We start from the raw sequence: 24,800 nt of genomic DNA on the forward strand, positions 1-24,800 counted from the left end.
GGCCAAGATCTCCCGGAACGGGTGGTTACGCTCGACCCCATGAAGAAGAGCGTGCTGACCCGCTACCGCGTCATGGCCTACACCACCGGTGTCCTGCTGGTGCTGCTGTGCCTGAGCATGATCGCCAAGTACGGGATGGACATCGGCGGTGCGGCGGACTTCACGCGAGTCGTGGCCATCGCCCACGGCTGGCTGTACGTCGTCTACCTGATCTTCGCGTTCGACCTGGGCTCGAAGGCGAAGTGGCCCGTCGGCAAGCAGCTGTGGGTGCTGATCGCGGGAACGATCCCCACCGCCGCCTTCTTCGTCGAGCGCCGGATCAGCCGCGAGCTGGAGGCCAAGGTCGCCGACCGGGCCCCGGTCACGGCCAAGGCCTGAGGCCCGACCGCCGCAGACCCCCCGGTTCCACCGCCGTACGGACACCGTACGGCGGTCGGCCATCGACATTTACTAGGACGTCCTAGTAAATTCGAGGGTATGGACGCTCACGCCATCGAGGAGGGCCGCCGCCGCTGGCAGGCCCGATACGACGCCGCGCGCAAGCGCGACGCTGACTTCAGCACGCTCTCCGGTGATCCCGTGGAGCCGGTGTACGGGCCCCGTCCGGGTGACACCTACGAGGGATTCGAGCGGATCGGCTGGCCCGGGGAGTACCCCTTCACGCGCGGGCTCCATCCGACCGGCTACCGCGGGCGGACCTGGACGATCCGGCAGTTCGCCGGGTTCGGCAACGCCGAGCAGACCAACGAGCGGTACAAGATGATCCTCGCCGCGGGCGGCGGAGGACTGTCGGTCGCCTTCGACATGCCGACGCTCATGGGACGGGACTCCGACGACCCCCGCTCGCTCGGCGAGGTCGGGCACTGCGGGGTCGCCATCGACTCCGCCGCCGACATGGAGGTCCTCTTCAAGGACATCCCGCTCGGGGACGTCACGACCTCCATGACCATCAGCGGGCCCGCCGTGCCCGTCTTCTGCATGTACCTGGTCGCCGCCGAGCGCCAGGGCGTCGACCCGGCGGTGCTCAACGGCACGCTGCAGACCGACATCTTCAAGGAGTACATCGCCCAGAAGGAGTGGCTCTTCCAGCCGGAGCCCCATCTGCGCCTCATCGGCGACCTGATGGAGTACTGCGCGGCCGGCATTCCCGCGTACAAGCCGCTGTCCGTGTCCGGCTACCACATCCGTGAGGCCGGCGCGACGGCCGCGCAGGAGCTGGCGTACACACTGGCCGACGGCTTCGGGTACGTCGAGCTGGGCCTCAGCCGCGGCCTGGACGTCGACGTCTTCGCGCCCGGCCTCTCCTTCTTCTTCGACGCGCACCTCGACTTCTTCGAGGAGATCGCCAAGTTCCGTGCGGCGCGGCGCATCTGGGCCCGGTGGATGCGGGACGTCTACGGCGCCCGGTCCGAGAAGGCGCAGTGGCTGCGGTTCCACACGCAGACGGCGGGCGTCTCGCTGACCGCCCAGCAGCCGTACAACAACGTGGTGCGTACGGCCGTGGAGGCGCTGGCCGCCGTGCTCGGCGGGACCAACTCGCTGCACACCAACGCCCTCGACGAGACCCTCGCGCTGCCGAGCGCGCAGGCCGCGGAGATCGCGCTGCGCACCCAGCAGGTGCTGATGGAGGAGACCGGGGTCGCCAACGTGGCGGACCCGCTGGGCGGTGCCTGGTACGTCGAGCAGCTGACGGACCGGATCGAGGCCGACGCGGAGAAGATCTTCGAGCAGATCAAGGAGCGGGGACTGCGGGCGCACCCGGACGGGCAGCACCCGATCGGCCCGGTCACCTCCGGCATCCTGCGCGGGATCGAGGACGGCTGGTTCACCGGTGAGATCGCCGAGTCCGCCTTCCGCTACCAGCAGGCGCTGGAGAAGGGCGACAAGAGGGTCGTCGGCGTCAACGTCAACACCGGGTCGGTCACCGGGGATCTGGAGATCCTGCGGGTGAGCCACGAGGTGGAGCGGGACCAGGTCCGCATCCTGGGTGAGCGCAAGCGGGCGCGGGACGAGGCGGCGGTGCGTTCGGCGCTGGAGGCGATGCTGAGCGCCGCCCGGGACGGCTCCAACATGATCGGGCCGATGCTGGACGCGGTCCGGGCCGAGGCGACGCTGGGCGAGATCTGCGGCGTGCTGCGGGACGAGTGGGGGGTGTACACGGAACCGGCCGGCTTCTAGTTCGGCTACGGCGTGGGCGGTTCGGCGGATGTCAGGCCCAGCAGCAGTACGCGGGTGAAGTTGCGGACCCAGTCCTCGTCCGCCGGCTTGCCGCTCACCAGGGTGCGGTGCACGACCGCGCCCGCCACCACGTCGAAGATCAGGTCCACCGTGCGGGCGGACTCCGCCGGATCGGGTTCCGCAGGGAGTTCGCCCCGCCGCTGGGCCCGTGCGCGGCCCTCCAGGACCAGCCGCATCTGACGCTCCACGATGGAGGCGCGGATGCGCTCGCGCAGGGCGTCGTCGCGGGTGGACTCGGCGACGACCGCCATGAGGCCGCTCTTCGCCTCCGGACGGGCCAGGATCGCGGCGAACTGCAGGACCACGCCCTCGATGTCGGCGGCCAGGCTGCCCCGGTCGGGAAGTTCCAGTTCGTCGAACAGCTCCGCCACCGCGTCGCACACCAGCTCCGGCTTGCCGGCCCAGCGGCGGTACAGCGTCGTCTTGGCAACCCCGGCGCGCGTCGCCACGTCTCCCAGGGTGAGCTTGGACCAGCCGAGGTCCACCAGCGCCTCCCTGGTCGCGGCCAGGATCGCGGTGTCCGCCGCGGCGCTGCGCGGACGTCCGGTACGGCTGGCGGGAGTGCGGCTCTGCATCCCTCGACCATAACCGGCGGGATCTGTGCGGTCGTGAGGGAGATCACCGGGCGGTGGTGTCGCGCGGGGTCCGTATGGCATTACGCTACGAGTCGTAGCGAAAGCTGGGGCGCGCTTGTGACGGACGTACGCGAGCGGTGACCACGGGGCGTGGGGTGGGGACCCGGCGTCCGCACAGAAGACCTTTTTCATTCCGGCGCGGTGACGGGGGAGGATAGGCGTATGCAGCCACGGAACATGTCCATGAGCGGCGTCGTCGACCTCGCCGCGGTGAAGGCGGCCCAGGAGGCCAAGGCCAAGGCCGAGCAGACGCGCGCCGAGGCCGCCCGGCAGGGCGGCACGGGGGCTGTCGCCCCGGCCGATCTCGTCATCGACGTCGATGAGGCGGGCTTCGAGAGGGACGTCCTCCAGCGCTCCGCCGAGGTTCCCGTCGTCATCGACTTCTGGGCCGAGTGGTGTCAGCCCTGCAAGCAGCTGAGCCCGGTCCTGGAGCGGCTGGCCGTCGAGTACAACGGGCGCTTCCTCCTCGCCAAGATCGACGTCGACGCCAACCAGATGCTGATGCAGCAGTTCGGGGTCCAGGGGATCCCGGCCGTCTTCGCCGTCGTCGCGGGCCAGGCGCTGCCGCTGTTCCAGGGCGCGGCCGACGAGCAGCAGATCCGGCAGACCCTGGACCAGCTGGTGCAGGTCGGCGAGCAGCGCTTCGGGCTCACCGGCCTGACCGTCGACCCGGACGCGGAGCCGGGCGAGGTGAGCACCGAGCCCCAGGAGGGCCCCTACGACGCCGCGCTGAACGCCGCCGCCGAGGCCCTGGACGCCGGCGACCTGGCCGGCGCCGTCCAGGCCTACAGGAACGTGCTGGCCGACGACCCGGCCCACCCCGAGGCCAAGCTGGGCCTCGCGCAGGCCGAGTTGCTGCAGCGGGTGCAGGGCTTCGATCCGCAGCAGGTCCGCCGCGAGGCCGCCGAGAAGCCGAAGGACGCGGCCGCGCAGATCGCCGCCGCCGACCTGGACCTGGTGGGCGGTCATGTCGAGGACGCCTTCGGGCGGCTGATCGAGGCCGTGGCGCGCACCGCCGGTGACGACCGGGACGCGGTACGGCGCCGACTGCTGGAGCTGTTCGAGGTCGTGGGGCCCGAGGACCCGCGCGTGATCGGGGCGCGCAGAGCGCTCGCGCGCGCTCTGTTCTGACCAGTCGCTAAACGCCACGGCTTGTGATGCCGGGGTGAAAGATTTGCCGACGAGGCGTCAGAGCGCCCCCGCTTTACCAAATCTTGGTAATCGCGAGGCCTGTTACTCGGAGTAAGTCGAAGCCGTTGATCTGTCTGGTTTCATCCAGGGATCAACGGCTTTGCTCTGCCCAAAGATGCCACCCAGAGTCGCACTCCGAGACCGGCGGGTCGTACTTCGGTTATCCGGCCGTTACTAGCCAGTAACGAACCCCCTTGTGCCCGCGCCGAGAATGCACCACGATCGGCGACGCTCGGTCCATTCCCGTACCCCGACATCCGGTCGGGTCGCGGGAGACTCTGGGTCCCCACCGAGCAGAGCCGGCGGCAGTGGCGCCGACTCTTGGGCAGGGGGGTCTTCGCCCGCCCGGCGAAGCCTGTCCGGCAAGGTTGTGCGTGATGCGTGTCAGGCGCGACCAGTGGTTGTCGCTCGGGGGTGATCGCCGGTGATTCGGGCGCGGTTCGTGCCTCTGAGCGCAGGCGTTCTCCTTCCCGAGGACGTAGCACTTCTCCCATCCCTGCCCGGCTGAGCCGCCGACTGGGGCGAGCCCGGGCCAGGAGATGTACGTCCGAGAAGGAGGAAAAATGGAGTCCCAGGTGCGTGGCGGGACCAGATGGAAGCGGTTCGCTGTGGTCATGGTGCCCAGCGTGGCCGCCACGGCGTGCATAGGTGTCGCCCTCGCGCAGGGCGCTCTCGCCGCGTCGTTCAGCGTGTCCGGTCAGTCGTTCAAGGTGACCGCCGACAAACTGGTGGGTACCGGCTTCGAGCAGTACGGCGCGATCGACAGCGGCTACTCGCTCGACGGGCAGAAGGCGGCCCACCCGGTCGCGGTCTCGGCCTTCAAGAAGGCCTCGATCAACAACATGTGCCAGTCCGTGGTCACGCCGGACATCCCGGTGCTGGGCTCGGTGAGCCTGGTTCTGAAGGCGGGCGGCGACAAGCCGGTCGAGGCCGACAATCTCTACATCGACCTCGACGACCTCAGCGCCGACGCCACCTTCAACAACATCGACATCGGTGTGGCGGCCAAGGACGCCGGCAAGGGTCCGGGCATGAAGGGCGGGAAGGAGCAGTCCAACCCGTACGGCTTCGCGCAGCAGGCCGACTCGGCCACGCTGACCGGCGTGAAGCAGACGGCGTGGGCGACCACCGCCGGAACCTTCAAGCTGAGCGGGCTGCACATGTCGGTGCAGACGGGTACGCACGAGTGCTACTGAGCACTCGCTGACGGGCGGGGGAGCCGGTGGCGCCCCCGCCCGTGCACTCTCCGGCCGCTCTTCACACGCGGTCCACATCACCACCACAGCAACGCCGCACCAGGGAGCTGTTTTCCATGAGCGCCGAGATCTCTGCCGCCGCACCCGGCCAGTTCACCCGCCGGAGGTTGCAGTTCCGCGCCTGGCGAGGCACCCGTCCTTTCTGGGCTGGTCTGTTCGTCTTGCTCGGCGGCTTTCCGATCATGTACTTCCCGTACGCCCACCTCCAGTTCGGACACCTGACGCTGGCGATGGCGACCACCGCGGGCGCGGGATCCCTGATCATCGGTGTGCTGCTGATCGTCCTGGGCATCAGCCTCTGGTTCCAGAAGCACGTACGGGTCTTCGCCGGAGTCGCCGCGATCCTGCTCGCACTGGTGTCCATCCCCGTGTCCAACTTCGGTGGCTTCGTCCTCGGCTTCCTCTTCGCCCTCATCGGCGGAGCGATGGCCGTGGCCTGGGTGCCGGGTGCGGCTCCGCAGCCGCAGCCGCCCGCCGAGGCGGCTCCGAGCGAGGGCGGCGCCCCGCATTCCGTGCCGCTGCCGGACCAGCGTGCCTACGGGCTGGGGGAGAACGACCTGTCAGGAACGAGCCCGGCCAACGGGGCGAACGGGAGGCACAGTGCCGGCTGACGAGGTGACCCGCGGGACCGACGTGGACGGGTCCCGCGTGAGAACCGGGCCCCGCCACGCGGCCCCGAGAAAGCCGCTGTTCACCAGATTCCACATGCCGGCCGGCAAAGCGATCGCCTCCGTGGCGATGCCGACGGCGGTGCTGATGGGCATGGGCTTCACGTCCACGCTGGCCCTCGCCGACGGTGGCAGCAGCCCGTCGCCGTCGACCACGTCCAAGAGCCTGACGGCGGACGAGTACAAGGACTGTGTGAAGGCGCTGGACGGCTCCAAGGACGCCTCGTCCTCGCCGTCGCCGTCCGCCTCGCAGAGCACGTCCGGTGACTCGGCCACGCCGACGCCCTCGGCGAGCGCCGACGCCAAGGACTCGAAGACCGCGAAGGACTCGACGTCCGGCGACTCGGGCAAGACCTCTTCGTCGGATTCAGGTGCCGACGACAAGGCCTCGCCCAAGCCGACCGCGACGTCCGGCTCCTCCGGCTCGGACTCGGGCTCCGGCTCGTCCTCGTCGGGCGACTCGGCCACGCCCAGCCCGTCGGCGTCCAAGAGCGGCGGCGGTCTGCTGGACACCATCGGCGACACGCTCGGCGGCATCCTCGGCGTGGGCAAGGACTCCGCCTCCGCCTCCGCGAGCCCGTCGCCGTCGGCGAGCGCGTCCTCGGACGCGGCCACGTCGGCTGCGTCGTCCTCCGGTACCAAGCTCTCCGACGCCGTGAAGGGCACCGCCTCCACGGCCGGCAAGGCGGTCGACGACACGGTCAAGAAGACCACCGACACCGTCAAGAAGGCCACGGACACGGTCAAGAAGACCACCGACTCGGTCTCCAAGACGGCGAAGGACACGGTCCAGGCGGCCGGTTCGGCCACGCCGAGCCCGTCCGCCGGCTCCGCCGCGCCGGCGGACTGCCCGAAGGCCACGGACGACGAGGGCGGCGTCGACAACAAGGTGCCGGTGGCGGACGACCCCTGGCACCTGGACGCCAGCTCGCTCCTGCTCAAAGGCGCCGACTACCAGGGCATCGTCGAGGTGAAGACGGCCTCCGGCACCACCAAGAAGGTGCTGAAGTACGTCATCTCCGGCGGCACCGACATCGGTGACCTGCACCAGACGGTGGACGACAAGCTTTCGGGCAAGACCTACCACGTGCAGGCGTCCAAGGGTTCGACGTCCACCATCCGGGGCGGCGACACCACGATGTACACCCAGAGCATCTCGGGCAACCTGTTCGGTCTGATCCCCATGACGTTCACGCCCGACAGCCCGCCCCCGCTGAACCTCCCGCTGATCTACTTCACCAACGTGAAGGTCGTCCAGGCGGCCCAGTTCGGCGGCAACCTGCACGTGCCCGGCATGCACGTGTACACGACCGGCTGACCGGTCCCACAAGCCCGTTCGGGAGCCGCACACAGCTGAGGGCGCCCCCCTGGTCCAGGGGGGCGCCCTCAGCGCCGTACAAGGCCCTTGCGGAGCCTGTCAGTTGCTCTGCGCGCCCAGGTGGTGCACGCGGATCATGTTGGTGGTGCCGGGCACGCCGGGGGGCGAGCCGGCGGTGATGATGACCGTGTCGCCGGCGTCGAAGCGGCCCAGCCTGGCGACCTCCTGGTCCACCAGGTCGACCATCTCGTCCGTGGTGTTCACGAACGGCACGATGTGGGACTCCACGCCCCAGCTCAGGGTGAGCTGGTTGCGGGTGGCCTCGTCGGTGGTGAAGGCGATGATCGGCTGGGACGCCCGGTAGCGGGAGAGCCGGCGCGCGGTGTCACCGGACTGGGTGAAGGCGATCAGGCCGCGGCCGCCGAGGAAGTCGGCGATCTCGCAGGCCGCGCGGGCCACCGAACCGCCCTGTGTGCGCGGCTTCTTGCCCGGCACCAGCGGCTGCAGGCCCTTGGAGAGCAGTTCCTCCTCGGCCGCCTTGACGATCTTCGACATCGTCTTGACGGTCTCGACCGGGTAGGCGCCCACCGAGGACTCGGCGCTCAGCATGACCGCGTCCGCGCCGTCCAGGATCGCGTTGGCCACGTCGGAGGCCTCGGCGCGGGTCGGGCGGGAGTTGGTGATCATCGACTCCATCATCTGGGTCGCCACGATCACCGGCTTGGCGTTGCGCCGGCACAGCTCGATCAGGCGCTTCTGCACCATGGGGACCTTCTCGAGCGGGTACTCGACGGCGAGGTCGCCGCGGGCCACCATCACGGCGTCGAACGCCGCGACGACGTCCTCCATGTTCTGCACCGCCTGCGGCTTCTCCACCTTGGCGATGACCGGGACCCGGCGGCCCTCCTCGTCCATGACGCGGTGCACGTCCTGGACGTCCTTGGCGTCCCGGACGAAGGACAGCGCGACCATGTCGCAGCCCATGCGGAGGGCGAAGCGCAGGTCCTCGATGTCCTTCTCGCTCAGCGCGGGCACGTTGACGGCCGCGCCGGGCAGGTTGATGCCCTTGTGGTCGGAGACGACACCGCCCTCGATGACGATCGTCTTGACCCGGGGGCCCTCGACGTCCAGGACCTTCAGCTCGACGTTGCCGTCGTTGATCAGGACCTGGTCGCCGCGCGAGACGTCGCCCGGCAGCCCCTTGTACGTCGTACCGCAGATGTGCCGGTCGCCCGGCACGTCCTCGGTCGTGATGACGAACTCGTCACCGCGCTCGAGCTCGACCGGCCCCTCGGCGAAGGTCTCCAGGCGGATCTTCGGGCCCTGCAGGTCGGCGAGGACACCGATGGCACGGCCGGTCTCCTTGGAGGCGGCCCGGACGCGGTCGTACCGCGCCTGGTGCTCGGCGTGGGTGCCGTGGCTGAAGTTGAACCGGGCCACATTCATGCCCGCCTCGATCATGGCGACGAGCATCTCGTGGGAGTCGACCGCGGGGCCGAGAGTACAGACGATTTTCGAACGGCGCATGGGGCGATCCTATCGGTTTGTTTCGCTACGGAATATTCCGTCTGGCGGAAGATACAAATGAGTGCCACACCGCTCAGGTGCTATTCAGTTGTTCTTTCCGACCAGTGCGTAGGTCTGGGTCGCGATCTCCAGTTCTTCATCCGTCGGCACCACGGCCACCGCCACCCGCGCACCCCGCGCGGAGACGATCCGGGCCCGGTCCGATCGCACCGCGTTCAGTTCCGGGTCGACCGCGAGGCCCAGGCTTTCGAGGCCCGCGATCGCCGCCTCCCGCACGGGCGCCGCGTTCTCACCGACCCCGGCCGTGAACGCGACCGCGTCCACCTGCCCGAGGACGGCGAAATAGGCGCCGATGTACTTCTTGAGCCGGTGAATGTAAATGTCGAACGCGAGAGCGGCCTCTTCGTCCCCCTCGTCGATCCGGCGGCGGATCTCCCGCATGTCGTTGTCCCCGCACAGACCGAACAGACCGCTCCTCTTGTTGAGAAGAGTGTCGATCTCGTCCATGGACATTCCGCCAACCCGTGCCAAATGGAAGATGACGGCGGGATCCAGATCGCCGGAGCGCGTCCCCATCACCAGCCCCTCCAGTGGCGTCATCCCCATGGAGGTGTCCACGCACCGGCCCCTCGCCACCGCGGACGCGGAGGCCCCGTTGCCCAGGTGCAGCACGATCACGTTGACCTCGGACGGGTCCTTGCCCAGCAGCCGCGCGGTCTCCCGGGAGACGTACGCGTGCGAGGTGCCGTGGAAGCCGTAGCGGCGGATGCGGTGGCGGTCGGCGATCTTCGGGTCGATCGCGTAGCGCGCCGCGGACTCCGGCATGGTCGTGTGGAACGCGGTGTCGAAGACGGCGACCTGGGGCAGGTCAGGGCGGAGCGCCTGCGCGGTGCGGATGCCGGTCAGGTTGGCCGGGTTGTGCAGCGGGGCGACCGGGATCAGCCGCTCGATCTCGGCGAGCACCTCGTCGTCGACGACGGTGGGCTCGGTGAAGAACATGCCGCCGTGCACCACCCGGTGCCCGATGGCGGCCAGCTCCGGCGAGTCGAGGCCGAGGCCGTCCCGGGCCAGCTCCTCGGCGACGGCCTTGAGCGCGGCGTCGTGGTCGGCGATGGGCCCGGTGTGCCCACGGGACTCGCCCGTGGTGAGACATGTGTGCGTGAGCCGGGAGGTCTGCTCGCCGATGCGCTCCACCAGGCCGATGGCGAGCCGGCTCGCGTCGCGCATGTCGAGGAGCTGGTACTTCACCGACGAGGAGCCGGAGTTGAGGACGAGGACACGGGTCGCTGTCACGGTGTTCAAGGACTCTCTGTACTCAGGTGGCGGGCGTCTGGGCCTGGATCGCCGTGATGGCGACGGTGTTCACGATGTCCTGGACGAGCGCGCCCCGGGACAGGTCGTTGACCGGCTTGCGCAGGCCCTGGAGGACCGGGCCGACGGCGATCGCGCCGGCCGAGCGCTGCACGGCCTTGTAGGTGTTGTTGCCGGTGTTGAGGTCGGGGAAGATCAGCACGCTGGCCTGCCCGGCGACCTCGGACTCGGGAAGCTTGGTCGCGGCGACGGAGGGCTCCACGGCCGCGTCGTACTGGATCGGTCCCTCGATCTTCAGGTCCGGCCGCCGGGTGCGCGCCAGCTCGGTGGCCTCGCGCACCTTGTCGACGTCGGCGCCGGAGCCGGACGTGCCCGTCGAGTACGACAGCATCGCGATTCTCGGCTCCACGCCGAACTGCGCGGCCGTGGACGCCGACTGGATGGCGATGTCCGCGAGCTGCTCGGCGTTCGGGTCCGGGTTGACCGCGCAGTCGCCGTAGGCCAGCACCTTGTCGGCCAGGCACATGAAGAAGACGGACGAGACGATCGAGGAGTCCGGCCTGGTCTTGATGATCTCGAAGGCGGGCCGGATGGTGGCCGCCGTGGAGTGCACCGAGCCGGACACCATGCCGTCGGCCAGCCCCTCCTGGACCATCAGGGTGCCGAAGTAGTTGACGTCCGAGACGACGTCGTAGGCCAGCTCGACCGTGACGCCCTTGTGGGCGCGCAGTGCCGCGTACTTCTCGGCGAAGGAGTCCCGCAGCTCGGAGGTGGCCGGGTCGATCAGCTGGGCGTCGCCGAGGTCGATGCCGAGGTCGGCGGCCTTCTTGCGGATCTGGTCCGGCGACCCGAGCAGGGTCAGGTCGCAGACGTCCCGGCGCAGCAGCACCTCGGCCGCGTGCAGCACCCGCGCCTCGGTCCCCTCCGGCAGGACGACCCGGCGCTTGTCGGAGCGGGCCTGCTCCAGCAGTTTGTGCTCGAACATCATCGGGGTGACGCGGTCGCTGCTCGGTGCCGAGACCCGGCGGGCCAGGTCGGCGGTGTCGGCGTACCGTTCGAACAGGCCGAGCGCGGTCTCCGCCTTGCGCGGGGTGGCCGCGGTCATCTTCCCCTCCAGCGAGAACAGCTGCTCGGCGGTGGGGAAGCTGTTGCCTCTCACGGACAGGACCGGGGTGCCCGGGGCGAGCCGGGCCGCGAGGGTGAGGATCGCCTGGGTCGGTACCTCGTTGAGGGTGAGCAGGACGCCGGCTATCGGCGGGGTGCCGGCGCTGTGCGCGGCCAGCGAGCCGACGACCAGGTCGGCGCGGTCGCCCGGGGTGACGACGAGGCAGCCCGGGGTCAGGGCGGTGAGCAGGTTCGGCAGCATCGCGCCGCCGAACACGAAGTCCAGCGCGTCCCGGGCGAGGCCCGAGTCGTCACCGAGCAGGATCTTGGCGTCGAGGGCGTGCGCGACCTGGGAGACGGTCGGCGCGGACAGCGCGGGCTCGTCGGGCAGGACGTAGCAGGGCACCGGCATCCGGGCGTCGAGCCGCTCGGCGATCAGGTCGCGGTCCGCGCGGGCCACCCGGTTGACGGCCATGGCGAGCACGTCGCAGCCGAGGCCGTCGTAGGCGCGGTAGGCGTTGCGGGTCTCGGCCAGCACGGACTCGGCGGACTGCTTGCGGCCGCCGACCACCGGGATCACGGAGGCGCCGAACTCGTTGGCGAGGCGGGCGTTCAGGGACAGCTCGTCCGGCATCTGGGTGTCGGCGAAGTCGGTGCCGAGGACGAGGACGACGTCGTAGTCGCGGGCCACCAGGTGGAAGCGGTCGACCAGGGCCGAGACCAGCTCGTCGGTGCCCTGCTCGGCCTGGAGCGCGGTCGCCTCGTGGTAGTCCATGCCGTAGACCGTCGCCGGGTCCTGCGCGAGGCGGTACCGCGACCGCAGCAGCTCGAACAGGCGATCGGGGCCGTCGTGCACGAGTGGACGGAAGACGCCCACCCGGTCGACCTGCCGGGTCAGGAGTTCCATGACTCCCAGCTCCACGACCTGGCGGCCGTCGCCGCGATCGATCCCGGTCACGTACACGCTGCGGGTCACGCGTCCACTCCGTTCCTCATGTCATATGTCTTTTATGTCGCGCCTTTGGCATAAAAATCGCTCACCGAGGTGAGCTGAACCCTCTTGACAATACCTCTGCTGCCGGATAAGGCGCCCGTCAAGTGGCTCACTGCCCCGGAGGACGTGGAACAATCGACATCGGCTCACCGGCACCGACAGCGAGCAGGAGACACAGCACGATGCGCATCGGAGTTCTCACCGCAGGCGGCGACTGCCCCGGCCTGAACGCCGTGATCCGGTCGGTCGTGCACCGGGCGGTGGCGCAGTACGGCGACGAGGTCATCGGCTTCGAGGACGGCTACCGAGGTCTGCTCGACCGGCACTACCGCTCCCTCGACCTGGACGCGGTCAGCGGCATCCTGGCCCGCGGCGGCACCATCCTCGGCTCCTCCCGGCTGGAGCGCGACCGGCTGCGCGAGGCCTGCGACAAGGCCACCGACATGGTCGAGGAGTTCGGCATCGACGCGCTGATCCCGATCGGCGGCGAGGGCACCCTGACCGCGGCCCGCATGCTCTCCGACGCCGGCCTGCCGGTCGTCGGCGTACCCAAGACCATCGACAACGACATCTCCTCCACGGACCGCACCTTCGGCTTCGACACCGCCGTCGGCGTCGCGACCGAGGCGATGGACCGTCTGAAGACGACCGCCGAGTCCCACCAGCGCGTGATGGTCGTCGAGGTCATGGGCCGGCACGCCGGCTGGATCGCCCTGGAGTCCGGCATGGCCGCCGGCGCCCACGGCATCTGCCTGCCCGAGCGGCCCTTCGACCCCGCTCACCTGATCAAGATGGTCGAGGAGCGCTTCGACCGCGGCAAGAAGTTCGCCGTCATCTGCGTCGCCGAGGGCGCCCACCCCGTCGAGGGCACCATGGACTACGGCAAGGGCGAGATCGACCAGTACGGCCACGAGCGCTTCCAGGGCATCGGCACGGCGCTCGCGTACGAGCTGGAACGGCGCCTCGGCAAGGAGGCCAAGCCGGTCATCCTCGGCCATGTCCAGCGCGGCGGCGTCCCGACGGCCTACGACCGCGTCCTCGCCACCCGCTTCGGCTGGCACGCCGTCGAGGCCGCGCACCGCGGCGAGTTCGGCAGGATGACCGCGCTGCGCGGCACCGACGTCCAGATGGTGCCGCTCGCGGAGGCGGTCACCGAGCTGAAGACGGTGCCGAAGGACCGGATGGACGAGGCCGAGTCGGTCTTCTAGGACACGTCAGGCGGTCCGGTGCTCGACCGCCGCCCAGAAGTTCTCGACGATCCCGTCGAGGAACTCCTTGCCGGACTCGCTCGCGCTGCTGCTGCCGCCACCCCAGCTGAGGGTGGCGGCCATGTGCCCCTGGTAGTCCTCGTGCAGCTCCCGCAGCACCTCTTCCAGGACGGCGCGGTCCACCGCCGTCAGCTTCGCCACCGGCCGCACATAGGCCTGCCAGCGGGTGCTCACCGCACTGTGCAGCAGCTCGGCGAGCTTGTCCTCGCGGCCCGTGACGGCCACGAAGTCCGGCAGGGTCAGACCGAGCACCGCGGCGAGCGCGGCCGACTGGCGCTCGTTGCCCCGCCACTGCCCGCTCTCCTCCATCCGCAGATACCCGCGCAGGTCCATGCCGAGGGCGTGGGCGACGTCCTCCGGTGCGATCCCCCGGGCGATCCGGTGCTCGCGCAGGGTGCGGGGCCGGCTGATGAGTTCCCCCGGAGAGCACCACAGCACGCCTGCGAGCGCGGTCAGTTCGGGACTGCTCGGGGAGGCGATGCCGCGCTCCCAGGTGATCACGAGGTCCGGCGTCACGTTGGGCAGCCCGTACGAGACCCGCATGCCGTAGGCGACGTGCTCGGGGCCCATGCCGAGCGCGGCGCGCAGTCTGCGGGCGGCCTGGGCGTTGAACGGAGGAGCTGAGGGTTGGCGCACCTCGCACAAGCTAGGGGTGCCGTGACGCGATGGCTACGGTCGGTTCGGACAGGATCACAGATTGTTGGAACGTACAGTTCCGGCCGTTCGGTATGTAACGGACGGAGCACCTCTCGCGCTCATCCCTTGACCGCGCCGCCCAGCGCGAATCCGCCGCCCAGACGGCGTGCCACCAGGATGTACAAAAGGATCACCGGTGTCGAGTAGATGACGGAGAACGCGGCGAGCTGTCCGTAGGCCACCATGCCCCGGTTGCCGAAGAAGTCGTTGATGCTGACCGAGGCCGGCATCTGGTCCGGGGTGAGCAGCAGCATGAACGGGACGAAGAAGTTCCCCCACATCATCACGAACGAGAACACCGTGACGACGGCGAGGCCCGGTCCCATCAGCGGCAGCACGATCCGCACCAGGGACTGCAGCGAGGACGCCCCGTCCGTCCAGGCCGCCTCCTCCAGCTCCTTCGGCACCCCGTCCATGAAGTTCTTCATCAGCCAGACGGCGAAGGGGAGTTGGGAGGCGGCGAAGAAGAAGATCGTGCCCTGGAGGGTGTCGATCAGATTCACCCGTACGAACAGCGCGTACACCGGCACCATGATCGCGGTGATCGGCAGGCTCGTCGCGAACAGGATCGTCAGCAGGAACGGGCGGTTGAGCCGGGAACGGAACCGGGAGAGCGGATACGCGGCGAGCGCCGCGCAGGCGACGGTCAGCGCGGTGCCGCCGCCGCACAGGATCAGGCTGTTGAGCAGCGGGGTGTAGGTGATGTCCGGGGTCAGGACCGCGTCGAAGTTGGCGAGGGTGAGCCCGCCCGGGACCCTGACCCGCAGGTCGGCGTGCGGATCCACGGAGGACAGCACCACCCAGGCGAGGGGCAGCCCGAAGGCGACGGTGACCAGCAGCAGGCAGACGTCGGCGGCGAGCCGGCGGGAGGCGTGTTTCCTGGGCATCGGGGTCTCACACCTCCGTCCGCAGCAGCCGCAGGTACACGACCGAGAACAGCGACCCGACGACCAGCAGGAGCAGGGCGACCGCGGTGCCGTACCCGATCATGCTGTTCTGGAAGGCCTGCTCGTACATGAACAGCGGCAGGGTCTGGCTCCTGTTCCCGGGCCCGCCCCGGGTCATCACCCAGATCAGCCCGAAGACGGACAGCGTCTGCAGGGTGTTGAGCATGAGGTTGGTGCCGATGGACCGCCGGATCATCGGCAGGGTGATGTGCCACATCCGCCGCCACCCGCCGGCCCCGTCCACCTCCGCCGCCTCGGTGATCTCGCTCGGTATCTCGTCGAGCGCGGCCGAGTAGACGAGCATCGAGAAGGCCGTGCCGCGCCAGACGTTGGCGAAGGACACCGCGAGGACGGGCAGCGTGAACAGCCAGTTCTGGCGGGGCAGATGGAGCCAGTCCAGGAGGGCGTTGAGCGTCCCCTCGCGCCGGAAGAACGCGTACAGCAGAAACCCGGCGACGACCTCCGGCAGCACCCACGCCGTGATGACGACCCCGCCGGTGAGCGTGCGCACCGGCTTCGAGGCCCGCTTCATCAGCGCGGCCAGGGCGAGCCCCAGGGTGTTCTGCCCGACGAGCGAGGACAGCACGGTGAACACCAGGGTCAGCCAGACGGCGTTGCGGAACTCCGCGTCGTGGAAGGCGTGGCGGAAATTGCCGAATCCGACGAACGACGCGTGCGCCTGGCCGGTCAGCTGCAGGTCGGTGAAGGCGATGTAGACGCAGTAGGCGATCGGCCCGGCGAGGAAGAGCAGCAGGAGGACGACGGCCGGGGCCAGGGGGAGGACCCGGGTGAGCCGCCTCATTTCTGGATCACTTGGCCACCGGTCACGTCCTTCAGCGTCGAGTCGTAGGCGCTCGCCGCCTTCTCCACGGAGGCGTCCCCGGTCGTGACGCCCTCCATCGCCTCCTGGACGGCGGTCGAGACCTTCGGGTACGCCGGATACGCCGGCCGGTAGTGCGTGGTCGCGACCAGGTCGGTGAAGAACTTGATGCCGGGCTGGGCGGTCGCGTACGAGGGGTCCTTCGCGACGTCCTTGCGCACCGAGATGCCGGAGTTGGCGATGTACCACTTCTTGGCGTTCGCCTCGCTCTGCATCGCCTTGATGAAGTCGAAGGCGAGGTCGGGGTTGCCCGCCTTGGCGGGGACGGCCCAGGTCCAGCCGCCGGACATGCTCACCTTGCCCGGCGCCTGCCCGTTCTGGGTCGGCATGTACGCGAGCCCCAGCTGCTTGGACCAGTCCGGCCAGTCGTGCCCGCTGCCCGCGAGCCAGGCCTGCGGCAGCCAGGAGCCGTCGAGATCGATGCCGATCTTCCCCTGGGGGAGCAGCTCACCGTTGACGGTGGTGGCGAAGTTGGGGTCGAGTGCGTCGGAGACGTCGGGTCCGAGCTTCTCCTTGTAGACGGTCTCGACGAACGTCAGCGCGTCCTTGAAGCCCTGGCCGGCCGTGATCCACTTCTTCGTCGCGCTGTCGTACAGCGGATCCGAGGTGCCCTGGCCCGTGCCGTACAGGAGCATCTCGAAGCCCTGCATGGTGGAGCGCTCGCCCGCGGGCTTGCCGGTGTAGACGTTGAGCGGGGTGACGCCGGGCACCTTCTGCTTGATGGTGCGGGCCGCGGCGAGGACGTCGGCCCAGGTCTTCGGCTGCCAGTCCGCCGGCAGACCGGCCTTGGCGAACACCCGCCTGTCGAACCACAGCCCGCGGGTGTCGGTCCCGTCCGGCACGCCGTACGTCTTCCCGTCCTGCCCCCGGGCCGCCGCCTTCGCGGTGCCGATGAACTGGTTCCAGTCCGGCCACTTCGCCAGATACGGGTCGAGCGGCTTCAAGTACCCGCTGGTGATGTCGGAGTTGATGAGGAAGGTGTCCTCGTAGACCAGATCCGGCGCGGTCCGCGGCGAGCGCAGCATCTGCTGCACCTTGGTGTAGTACTCCGAGTCCGGGGCCTTGATCGGCACGAACTCGACCTTCTTGCCGGGGTACTTCTTCTCGAACTCCTTCTTGACCCCGGCGAGATAGGTGTCCATCACCTTGACCGAGTTGTCGGTGGACTGCTTGTACGACACCTTGAGCGTGTTCGGGCTGCTGCCGGAGCCCGAGCCGCACCCGGTGAGCGCGGTGGCGGCGAGGGCGGCGGTGAGGAGGGCGGAGAGAGCGGCGGTGGGGCGCACGGGCATGACCTCCTGCGGGCGCACTTCTGCGTGGCCAGGTGGTTGCCGTGCGAAGGTATGAGCAGTGGTCTAGTCAGGTCAATGCGTGTGCGCGCAATTGGAGTACGCGGATCCTCCCGGCGCCGTTCACCCGCTCATCGCCCCTGCGGAACCCACCGATAAACCAGTTCCGGTCGGCCGACCTGCCCGTACTGGGGGCTTCGGGCGCAGCGGCCCGTTTCCACCAGGTGCTCCAGGTAACGGCGTGCGGTGATGCGGGAGATGCCGATCGCCTCGGCCACCCCGGCCGCGGTGAGTCCTTGCGGGGCCTTTCGCAGCGCGCCCGTCACGCGTTCCAGAGTCGGCCCGCTCAGCCCCTTGGGCAGCGCCGCGGGCGACGGTGCCCGGAGCGTCGCCAGGGCGCGGTCCACCTCGTCCTGACCGCTCGCCTCGCCCGCCGCCGCGTGGAACTCGGCGTAGCGGACGAGCCGGTCGCGCAGGGTGGCGAAGGTGAAGGGCTTCAGGACGTACTGGACGACGCCGAGCGAGACGCCCTCGCGCACCACCGCCAGATCACGTGCCGACGTGACCGCTATGACGTCCGCGTGATGACCGGCCGCGCGCAGGGAGCGGGCGAACTGCAGACCGTGGACGTCGGGCAGGTGCAGATCGAGCAGGAGCAGATCCACGGGCGTACGGTCCAGGACGCGACGCGCCTGAGCGCCCGTGTGCGCCTTGCCGACCGCGACGAAGCCCGGCACCCGGCCGACGTACATCACATGGGCGTCGGCGGCGACCGGGTCGTCCTCGACCACGAGGACGCGGATCGGCTGCTGTTCCTCGGTCATCTGCCGTCCCCCACCGCCGACCGCAGCGGCAACCGCACCTCGAACACCGCTCCGCCCTCACCGTTCTCGCCGGACTCCACCACCGTCAACGTGCCCTCGTGGCGGGTCACCGCCTGCCGGACCAGGGCCAGCCCGAGGCCCCGGCCGCCGGGCCCGGCCGGCTTCGTAGAGAACCCCCGCTGGAATACCAGGTCGGCATGGGCCGGGTCGACACCGGGGCCCGTGTCGGACACCCGCAGGACCACCTCGGCGTCCGAGGCGTACGCCGTCACCGTCACCCGCGCGCCCGTGCTGCCCTGCGCCGCGTCCACCGCGTTGTCGATCAGATTGCCGAGGATGGTGACGAGGTCCCGCGCGGCCAGGCCCGCGGGGAGCAGGCCGTCGTCGAGGCGGCTGTCCGGGGACACCACCAGTTCCACGCCCCGCTCGTTGGCCTGGGCCGTCTTGCCGAGCAGCAGGGCCGCGAGCACCGGCTCGCCGACCGCCGCGACCACCTGGTCGGTCAGGGTCTGGGCCAGCTCCAGTTCGGCCGTGGCGAACGCCACCGCCTCCTCGGCCCGGCCCAGCTCGATCAGCGACACCACGGTGTGCAGCCGGTTGGCGGCCTCGTGCGCCTGGGAGCGCAGGGCCTGGGTGAAGCCCCGCTCCGAGTCCAACTCACCCATCAGGGACTGCAGTTCGGTGACGTCGCGCAAGGTGACGACGGTGCCGCGGTGCTCGCCGCCCGAGACCGGGGAGATGTTCGTCATCAGTACCCGGGTCGCCGTCAGATGCACCTCGTCCACCCGGGGCCGCGAGGAGAGCAGCGCGCCGGTCAGCGGGGCCGGCAGGCCGAGTTCGGCGACCGAGCGGCCGATCACGTCGTCCTCGGCGCCGACGCCGAGCAGTTCCCGCCCGCCGTCGTTGATCAGCGCCACCCGGTACTGCCCGTCCAGCATCAGCAGGCCCTCGCGGACCGCGTGCAGCGCCGCCTGGTGGTAGTCGTGCATCCGGCTCAGCTCGGTGGCGTTCATGCCGTGGGTGTGACGGCGCAGCCGGGCGTTGACCACGTAGGTGCCGACCGCGCCCAGCAGCAGGGTGCCGCCGGCGACGCCGAGCAGCGCGGTCACCTGGTCCTGGACCCGGGCGCTGATCTCCTCCACCTTGATGCCGGCGCTGACCAGCCCGATGACGTGCCCGTTCTCCTCGACCGGGGTCACCGCGCGGACGGAGGGGCCGAGGGTGCCGGTGTAGGTCTCGGTGAAGGTGTGGCCGTGCAGGGCGGGGCCGATCCGGCCGAGGAAGCGTTTGCCGATCTGTCTCCGGTCGGGGTGGGTCCAGCGGATCCCGTCCGGGTTCATGATCGTGACGAAGTCGACGTCCGCGTCCCGCACGACCTGCAGGGCGTACGGCTCCAGCGCGGCCGAGGGGGCGGAGGTGTGGATCGCCGAGCGGACCGAGGGGGCGTCCGCGATCGACCGGGCCACCGCGACGACCTGGCGTTCCGCCGCGTCCTCGGCCTGCCGCCGATCGCTGACGTAGGTGAAGAGCGCATACCCGGCCACGATCAGCGCGATCAGCACCGCCTGCATGGCGAACAGCTGGCCGGCCAGGCTGCGGGGCCGGGGGAGACGGGGGACGCGCATGTCAGCAGTGTGCCTCCTCGTGTGTCTCGTCGGTTAAGCGTGAACTAAATGAACGGAAGGGTGACCGCCCTCACAGGGCGGGAGATAGTCACCGCATCCCCCACAACGCCCGGACGTGAGCCGCACGCCGGTGATGCCGACGAAGACGTCAAGGAGGGCAGCCGTGGCCGCCACCATCCCCGATACGGCACCTGCCGCACCCCGTGCGAAACGGGATCGGACCCACTACCTGTACATCGCGGTCATCGCGGCGGTCGTCCTCGGCATCGCCGTGGGGCTCATCTGGCCCGATGCCGCGGTCGAGCTGAAGCCGCTCGGCACCGGCTTCGTGAACCTGATCAAGATGATGATCTCGCCGATCATCTTCTGCACGATCGTGCTCGGCATCGGGTCGGTGCGCAAGGCCGCCAAGGTCGGAGCCGTCGGCGGTATCGCCCTCGGCTACTTCCTCGTGATGTCGCTCGTCGCGCTCGCCATCGGGCTCGTCGTCGGCAATGTGCTGCACCCCGGCGACGGGCTGCACCTGACCGACGCGCTCAAGCAGACCGGGCACGCCCAGGTGGACAGCAAGGCGCTGCCGCCCGTCGACTTCGTGCTGTCGATCATCCCGAACACCTTCGTCTCCGCCTTCACCCAGGGCGAGGTCCTCCAGACGCTGCTGGTGGCCCTGCTCGCCGGGTTCGCGCTGCAGGCCATGGGCTCGGCCGGACAGCCGGTGCTGCGCGGCATCGAGCACATCCAGCGGCTCGTCTTCCGCATCCTGTCGATGGTGATGTGGGCCGCGCCGATCGGTGCGTTCGGCGCGATCGCGGCCGTGACCGGCTCGGCCGGCCTGGACGCGCTGAAGAGCCTCGCCGTGCTGATGCTCGGCTTCTACGCCACCTGTGTCCTGTTCGTCTTCGTCGTCCTCGGCACGATTCTGCGGCTCGTCGCGGGCCTGAACGTCTTCTCCCTCTTCAAGTACCTGGCGCGGGAGTTCCTGCTGATCCTGTCCACCTCGTCCTCCGAGTCCGCGCTGCCGCGGCTGATCGCGAAGATGGAGCACCTGGGCGTCAGCAAGCCGGTCGTCGGCATCACCGTGCCGACCGGATACTCCTTCAACCTCGACGGCACGATGATCTACATGACCATGGCGTCGCTGTACATCGCGGACGCGCTGGGCACGCCGATGTCGGTGGGCGAGCAGATTCCGCTGCTGCTGTTCCTGCTGCTGGCGTCCAAGGGCGCGGCGGGCGTCAGCGGTGCGGGCCTCGCCACGCTGGCCGGCGGCCTGCAGTCGCACAAGCCGGCGCTGGTCGACGGGGTGGGCCTGATCGTCGGCATCGACCGCTTCATGAGCGAGGCGCGTGCGCTGACGAACTTCGCGGGCAACGCGGTGGCCACGGTGCTGGTGGGCACGTGGACCAAGGAGATCGACCGGGACCGGGTGCGCCGGGTGCTCGCCGGTGACCTGCCGTTCGACGAGACGACGCTGATGGACGAGGGGCGGCCGACGGCCACCGGGGTTCCCGAGCCGCAGGAGGACGGGGACAAGGCGCTGGCCAAGGCCTGACCTCGAAGAGCCCCGGATGCCCGGCCCCGCCTGAACCGGGGCCGGGCATCCGGCATCTCCCTCACCCCTCCGCCCCCACGACTCCCGCGACCTCTACGACCCTCCACTCACCTCGGCCACCAGCTCGGTGGCCGACGAGGCGGGCATGCCCGCCGCGGTCAGGACCGTGACCGTGGCGGAGCGGCCCGCCTCGTCCACTGCCACGAGACCGTCGTTCACCGCCTCCATCACCGCGAACAAGAGCTGCTCGTGCACATACGCGAGCGCCGGCGCGGGCAGCGGCGAGCTGAACACGCCCGCCTCCAGGCCCCGCCGGAGCAGCTCCACCTTGTTGGCGCGCAGCGGGGCGAGGCGTTCGCGGATGCCCTGGACGGTGACCGTGCGCTGGGCGAGCGCGATCAGCAGCCGGTAGCGGTCGGCGACCTCCCAGAGGGCGAGCACCGAGCGGGCCACCGACTCCGCCGGATCCGTCACGCCGTGCCGCGCCTGGGCGTCCGCGTCCACCAGCGCCTCCACGGCCTCGTCGACGAGGGTGCTGATCAGCGCCTCGCGGCTCGGGAAATGGCCGTACACCGTCCGTCGTACGACCCCGGCGGCGCGGGCGATCTGGTCCATGGAGGCGTCGGGATCGCGCAGCAGTTCGGCGAGGGCGACGTCGAGGATGCGGCGCCGGTTGGTGTCGGCGCGGCTGCTGTTACCCGTGGTCATGGCCGTCATTCTGCCTTCCCTCCGCTGTCCCCCGCGCCGCCCCCGGTCGACTTGCACGGTTCTGTGCAACGGCGTACATTGCACAGGGTTGTGCAATTGCACGGTGCTGTGCAAGTTCATCGTACGCAACCACCTGAAGTACCCGTCGCGCACCGAGGAAGGCGACCCCTGCCATGCGACTCGTCATGACCGAACCGGTCGAGAAGATGGAGCGCCCGTACGCCCGGCGCTGGTGGGCACTGCTCGTGCTCTGCCTGAGCCTGCTGATCATCGTGATGGCGAACACCGCCCTCACCGTCGCCGCGCCCGACATGACGAGGGACCTCGGGCTCTCCAGCGCCGACCTGCAATGGGTGATCGACGGCTACACCGTGCCCTACGCGGCGCTGATGCTGCTGCTCGGCGCGATCGGCGACAAGTACAGCCGGCGCGGGGCGCTCGTCCTCGGACTCGTGGTCTTCGGCGGCGGCGCCGTCTTCGGCTACCTCGCCGACAGCGCGGCGACCGTCATCGCGGCCCGCGCCGTGATGGGCGTCGGCGCGGCGCTGATCATGCCGGCCACGCTCTCGCTGCTCGCCGCGACCTTCCCGCGGGCGGAGCGAGCCAAGGCGATCACGCTGTGGACCGCCACCGCCGGGCTCGCCATCGCCGCCGGACCGGTGGTCGCCGGTGCGCTGCTGCGCAACCACGGCTGGTCCTCGACCTTCCTGATCAACGTGCCCGTCGCGGTCGTCGCGATCGTCGCTGCCCTCGTCCTCATACCGCCGTCCAAAGCCGGTCACCACGACCGCATCGACTACGTCGGCGGACTCCTGTCGGTGGTCTGGACCGGCGCGCTGATCTACATGATCATCGAGGGGCCGCACTTCGGCTGGGGTGTCAAGGCCGTGACGGCGGCCGTGATCGCGGGCGTCGGCCTGGTCGCGTTCGTCCTGTGGGAGCTGCGCCACCCCCGCCCGATCCTCGACGTGCGCCGCTTCACCGGCCGCCGGTTCGCCGGCTCCAACCTGGCCGTCGCCCTGTTCTTCCTCGCCGTCTTCGGCGCCTTCTACTACCTCACCCAGCACCTGCAGTTCGTCCTCGGCTACGACGCCCTGGAGACCGGCGTACGCATGCTGCCGCTGGCCGGCGCCGTCTTCGTCGGCTCGGCCGTGACCGGGTTCCTGACCCCGCGCGTCGGCATGAAGTGGACCGTCACCGCGGGCATGGTCGGCGGCACCACCGCCCTCGCGCTGCTGACCCAGGTCGACGCGGGTTCGACGTACTCCGACTTCCTGGCACCGCTGATCATCCTGGGCCTCGCCATCGGCCTCGCCCTCTCGCCCTGCACCGACGCCATCATGGGCACGTTCCCTGAGTCCGAACTCGGCGTCGGCGGCGCGGTCAACGACACCTCGCTGGAGCTGGGCGGCTCGCTCGGCATCGCGATCCTCGGCTCGCTGCTCGCGACGTCGTACGGCAACCACCTGAGCGACGCGACGGCGGGCAGCAAGCTGCCCGCCAGCGCCCTGGACACCGCCCAGGACTCGGTCGGCGCCGGATACGCGGTCGCCCAGGGCATCGGCGACAAGGCGCACGCGCTGGCCGCTCAGGCCGCCAAGGCGACCGACCCGCAGCAGGCCGCCCAGCTCAAGCAGCAGGCCGCCGAACTCGCCGCCGGCGCCCGGCAGATGACCCACGCGGTCGGCTCCTCCTTCTCGGACGCCGTCGCCCACACCAGCCTGGTCGGCGCCGTGATCCTCGGCATCGGCACGATCCTGGTGGCCGTCCTGCTGCCGCGCCGTGAAGCCACCACGCCGGACGTGAAGACCGAGGAGAGGGAACTGGCGAACAGCTCGGCCGGCTGACCGTTCCTTGCCTTCATCCACTAACGTGCCGCTCCGGATCAATCGGAACGGCACGTTCGTGCGTGGCGTCCCTAAGGACGAGTCGGTACGGGTATGGAGGCGCGGGGGATGAAGATCGACTGGGATCGGCGGACGTGTGCGCGGAAGGGGCATGTGACCTACGCGCCCGACGACCCGCGGCTGCGGCTGCGGTTGCGTGCCGAGACCGCGCTCGGGGACGTGTGGCGCTGTCTGCGCTGCGGTGACTTCGTGCTCGGTGAGCCGCACGGCTCGGGACCGGCCGACGACGCGCCGCTGGTGCCGCGCGGCAAGGTTCTGCGGGACCTGTTCATCCTGCGCTTCCTGGCGATCGAGCGGGCGGTGCGCGGGGTGTTCATCGTGCTGGTCGCGGTGGCCGTCTGGAAGTTCAGCAACAGCCAGGACGCGGTGCGCCGGCTCTTCAACGAATACCTGGACGTCTTCCGCCCGGTGTTCCGGCACTTCCACTACGACCTCGACCACTCACCGGTCGTCGGCTCCATCCAGAAGGTCTTCGGCTACAAGCACTCCACGCTGCTGCTGGTGGCCGCCCTGCTGCTCGCCTATGCGCTGATCGAGCTGGTCGAGGCCGTCGGCCTCTGGTACGCCAAGCGCTGGGCGGAATACCTCACGGTGATCGCGACGGCCGCGTTCCTCCCGCTGGAGATCTACGAACTCACCGAGAAGGTCAGCTATCTGAAGATCGTCACCCTCGTCCTCAACCTCCTCGCGGTGCTGTACATCGCCGTGGCCAAGCGCCTGTTCGGGCTCCGGGGCGGTCGCAAGGCCTTCGAGGAGGAACGGCACAGCGCGTCCCTGATGGAGGTCGAGGAGTCGGCGGGCGTCCTGGCCTGACCGAGCCCGGTGTCCCGGCCCGTTCGCCGGCCGCCTTGCCTTGACGCCG

At 69.9% G+C, this 24,800-nt stretch carries 21 protein-coding genes; 10 read left to right on the forward strand and 11 right to left on the reverse strand.

The annotated features are described in order from the left end of the window. The first annotated feature begins 39 nt into the window (after window positions 1-39). Both AQI95_RS27540 and icmA read left to right on the forward strand, forming a co-directional pair. A complete protein-coding gene (locus AQI95_RS27540; RefSeq protein ID WP_067129375.1) occupies window positions 40-378 on the forward strand; it encodes a DUF3817 domain-containing protein in 339 nt (112 codons plus the stop codon). Between the two features lie 99 nt (window positions 379-477). After that, window positions 478-2,178: a coenzyme B12-dependent isobutyryl-CoA mutase large subunit gene (gene icmA, locus AQI95_RS27545; protein ID WP_067129377.1), complete on the forward strand. Its 1,701-nt coding sequence runs from the start codon at window positions 478-480 to the stop codon at window positions 2,176-2,178. Between the two features lie 5 nt (window positions 2,179-2,183). Here the strand turns inward: icmA and AQI95_RS27550 are convergent, their stop codons facing one another. Next, complete coding sequence (locus AQI95_RS27550; protein ID WP_067129378.1) at window positions 2,184-2,813, reverse strand: TetR/AcrR family transcriptional regulator; 630 nt, start codon at window positions 2,811-2,813, stop codon at window positions 2,184-2,186. Window positions 2,814-3,035: 222 nt separating this feature from the next. Here AQI95_RS27550 and AQI95_RS27555 point away from each other — a divergent pair, with 222 nt between their 5' ends. From AQI95_RS27555 to AQI95_RS27570, 4 genes are all read left to right on the forward strand, one after another. Next, window positions 3,036-4,004 (forward strand): tetratricopeptide repeat protein, encoded by a 969-nt coding sequence (locus tag AQI95_RS27555; RefSeq protein ID WP_067129379.1) that lies wholly within the window; start codon window positions 3,036-3,038, stop codon window positions 4,002-4,004. 623 nt (window positions 4,005-4,627) lie between these two features. Beyond that, complete coding sequence (locus tag AQI95_RS27560) at window positions 4,628-5,260, forward strand: DUF6230 family protein (protein WP_067129381.1); 633 nt, start codon at window positions 4,628-4,630, stop codon at window positions 5,258-5,260. 116 nt (window positions 5,261-5,376) lie between these two features. Continuing rightward, window positions 5,377-5,931, forward strand: coding sequence for a DUF6114 domain-containing protein (locus AQI95_RS27565; RefSeq protein ID WP_067129383.1), 555 nt, complete (start codon window positions 5,377-5,379; stop codon window positions 5,929-5,931). Next, on the forward strand, window positions 5,921-7,306 hold the full coding sequence (locus AQI95_RS27570; RefSeq protein WP_208614277.1) for a hypothetical protein: 1,386 nt from the start codon (window positions 5,921-5,923) through the stop codon (window positions 7,304-7,306). The genes AQI95_RS27565 and AQI95_RS27570 overlap by 11 nt, the downstream gene beginning before the upstream one ends. Before the next feature lie 99 nt (window positions 7,307-7,405). On the opposite strand, the gene pyk is transcribed toward AQI95_RS27570, so the two are convergent. The 3 genes from pyk to pta form a co-directional block, all read right to left on the reverse strand. After that, on the reverse strand, window positions 7,406-8,833 hold the full coding sequence (pyk, locus tag AQI95_RS27575; protein ID WP_067129385.1) for a pyruvate kinase: 1,428 nt from the start codon (window positions 8,831-8,833) through the stop codon (window positions 7,406-7,408). Between the two features lie 84 nt (window positions 8,834-8,917). After that, window positions 8,918-10,126 carry an acetate kinase gene (locus AQI95_RS27580; protein ID WP_067129500.1) on the reverse strand — a complete coding sequence of 403 codons (1,209 nt, stop codon included), beginning with the start codon at window positions 10,124-10,126 and terminating at the stop codon, window positions 8,918-8,920. Window positions 10,127-10,148: 22 nt separating this feature from the next. Then, window positions 10,149-12,224 (reverse strand): phosphate acetyltransferase, encoded by a 2,076-nt coding sequence (pta, locus tag AQI95_RS27585; protein WP_067129387.1) that lies wholly within the window; start codon window positions 12,222-12,224, stop codon window positions 10,149-10,151. 200 nt (window positions 12,225-12,424) lie between these two features. Between pta and AQI95_RS27590 the strand changes: the two genes are divergently transcribed. Then, complete coding sequence (locus AQI95_RS27590) at window positions 12,425-13,450, forward strand: ATP-dependent 6-phosphofructokinase (RefSeq protein WP_067129389.1); 1,026 nt, start codon at window positions 12,425-12,427, stop codon at window positions 13,448-13,450. A gap of 6 nt (window positions 13,451-13,456) precedes the next feature. On the opposite strand, the gene AQI95_RS27595 is transcribed toward AQI95_RS27590, so the two are convergent. The 6 genes from AQI95_RS27595 to AQI95_RS27620 all read right to left on the reverse strand — a co-directional run bounded on the left by AQI95_RS27595 (window position 13,457) and on the right by AQI95_RS27620 (window position 19,771). Then, window positions 13,457-14,146, reverse strand: a complete 690-nt coding sequence (locus tag AQI95_RS27595) for a helix-turn-helix domain-containing protein (protein WP_067129394.1) — start codon at window positions 14,144-14,146, stop codon at window positions 13,457-13,459. A 119-nt stretch (window positions 14,147-14,265) separates the two neighbouring features. Next, complete coding sequence (locus AQI95_RS27600) at window positions 14,266-15,093, reverse strand: carbohydrate ABC transporter permease (RefSeq protein WP_067129397.1); 828 nt, start codon at window positions 15,091-15,093, stop codon at window positions 14,266-14,268. 7 nt (window positions 15,094-15,100) lie between these two features. Continuing rightward, the gene (locus AQI95_RS27605; protein WP_067129401.1) at window positions 15,101-15,955 is read right to left on the reverse strand and encodes a carbohydrate ABC transporter permease; all 855 of its coding nucleotides are present in this window, start codon (window positions 15,953-15,955) and stop codon (window positions 15,101-15,103) included. Then, window positions 15,952-17,325, reverse strand: a complete 1,374-nt coding sequence (locus AQI95_RS27610; protein WP_107121758.1) for an extracellular solute-binding protein — start codon at window positions 17,323-17,325, stop codon at window positions 15,952-15,954. The genes AQI95_RS27605 and AQI95_RS27610 overlap by 4 nt, the downstream gene beginning before the upstream one ends. 128 nt (window positions 17,326-17,453) lie before the next feature. Next, complete coding sequence (locus tag AQI95_RS27615) at window positions 17,454-18,146, reverse strand: response regulator (RefSeq protein WP_067129405.1); 693 nt, start codon at window positions 18,144-18,146, stop codon at window positions 17,454-17,456. Next, entirely contained in the window at window positions 18,143-19,771 is a 1,629-nt protein-coding gene (locus AQI95_RS27620; RefSeq protein WP_067129407.1) for a sensor histidine kinase, read from the reverse strand. The genes AQI95_RS27615 and AQI95_RS27620 overlap by 4 nt, the downstream gene beginning before the upstream one ends. Before the next feature lie 133 nt (window positions 19,772-19,904). On the opposite strand from AQI95_RS27620, the gene AQI95_RS27625 reads away from it, so the two are divergent. After that, window positions 19,905-21,323, forward strand: coding sequence for a cation:dicarboxylate symporter family transporter (locus AQI95_RS27625; RefSeq protein WP_067129506.1), 1,419 nt, complete (start codon window positions 19,905-19,907; stop codon window positions 21,321-21,323). Window positions 21,324-21,416: 93 nt separating this feature from the next. Here the strand turns inward: AQI95_RS27625 and AQI95_RS27630 are convergent, their stop codons facing one another. After that, window positions 21,417-22,040, reverse strand: a complete 624-nt coding sequence (locus AQI95_RS27630) for a TetR/AcrR family transcriptional regulator (protein ID WP_067129409.1) — start codon at window positions 22,038-22,040, stop codon at window positions 21,417-21,419. Window positions 22,041-22,204: 164 nt separating this feature from the next. On the opposite strand from AQI95_RS27630, the gene AQI95_RS27635 reads away from it, so the two are divergent. Continuing rightward, complete coding sequence (locus AQI95_RS27635) at window positions 22,205-23,878, forward strand: MFS transporter (RefSeq protein ID WP_067129411.1); 1,674 nt, start codon at window positions 22,205-22,207, stop codon at window positions 23,876-23,878. Window positions 23,879-23,986: 108 nt separating this feature from the next. Further along, window positions 23,987-24,751 (forward strand): DUF2127 domain-containing protein, encoded by a 765-nt coding sequence (locus AQI95_RS27640; protein ID WP_067129414.1) that lies wholly within the window; start codon window positions 23,987-23,989, stop codon window positions 24,749-24,751. Window positions 24,752-24,800: the final 49 nt, after the last annotated feature.

This window comes from Streptomyces yokosukanensis, from assembly GCF_001514035.1.
Taxonomy (GTDB): Bacteria; Actinomycetota; Actinomycetes; order Streptomycetales; family Streptomycetaceae; genus Streptomyces; species Streptomyces yokosukanensis.

Bases quoted from the DNA above. Each gene is read 5' to 3' on its own strand.
- AQI95_RS27620 (WP_067129407.1), bottom strand. From the start codon at position 19,771: ATGCGCGTCCCCCGTCTCCCCCGGCCCCGCAGCCTGGCCGGCCAGCTG.
- AQI95_RS27625 (WP_067129506.1), top strand. From the start codon at position 19,905: ATGCCGACGAAGACGTCAAGGAGGGCAGCCGTGGCCGCCACCATCCCC.
- AQI95_RS27550 (WP_067129378.1), bottom strand. From the start codon at position 2,813: ATGCAGAGCCGCACTCCCGCCAGCCGTACCGGACGTCCGCGCAGCGCC.
- AQI95_RS27610 (WP_107121758.1), bottom strand. From the start codon at position 17,325: ATGCCCGTGCGCCCCACCGCCGCTCTCTCCGCCCTCCTCACCGCCGCC.
- AQI95_RS27540 (WP_067129375.1), top strand. From the start codon at position 40: ATGAAGAAGAGCGTGCTGACCCGCTACCGCGTCATGGCCTACACCACC.
- AQI95_RS27640 (WP_067129414.1), top strand. From the start codon at position 23,987: ATGAAGATCGACTGGGATCGGCGGACGTGTGCGCGGAAGGGGCATGTG.
- AQI95_RS27590 (WP_067129389.1), top strand. From the start codon at position 12,425: ATGCGCATCGGAGTTCTCACCGCAGGCGGCGACTGCCCCGGCCTGAAC.
- AQI95_RS27560 (WP_067129381.1), top strand. From the start codon at position 4,628: ATGGAGTCCCAGGTGCGTGGCGGGACCAGATGGAAGCGGTTCGCTGTG.
- AQI95_RS27635 (WP_067129411.1), top strand. From the start codon at position 22,205: ATGCGACTCGTCATGACCGAACCGGTCGAGAAGATGGAGCGCCCGTAC.
- AQI95_RS27605 (WP_067129401.1), bottom strand. From the start codon at position 15,955: ATGAGGCGGCTCACCCGGGTCCTCCCCCTGGCCCCGGCCGTCGTCCTC.
- AQI95_RS27630 (WP_067129409.1), bottom strand. From the start codon at position 22,040: ATGACGGCCATGACCACGGGTAACAGCAGCCGCGCCGACACCAACCGG.
- AQI95_RS27615 (WP_067129405.1), bottom strand. From the start codon at position 18,146: ATGACCGAGGAACAGCAGCCGATCCGCGTCCTCGTGGTCGAGGACGAC.
- icmA (WP_067129377.1), top strand. From the start codon at position 478: ATGGACGCTCACGCCATCGAGGAGGGCCGCCGCCGCTGGCAGGCCCGA.
- AQI95_RS27555 (WP_067129379.1), top strand. From the start codon at position 3,036: ATGCAGCCACGGAACATGTCCATGAGCGGCGTCGTCGACCTCGCCGCG.
- pyk (WP_067129385.1), bottom strand. From the start codon at position 8,833: ATGCGCCGTTCGAAAATCGTCTGTACTCTCGGCCCCGCGGTCGACTCC.
- AQI95_RS27565 (WP_067129383.1), top strand. From the start codon at position 5,377: ATGAGCGCCGAGATCTCTGCCGCCGCACCCGGCCAGTTCACCCGCCGG.
- AQI95_RS27600 (WP_067129397.1), bottom strand. From the start codon at position 15,093: ATGCCCAGGAAACACGCCTCCCGCCGGCTCGCCGCCGACGTCTGCCTG.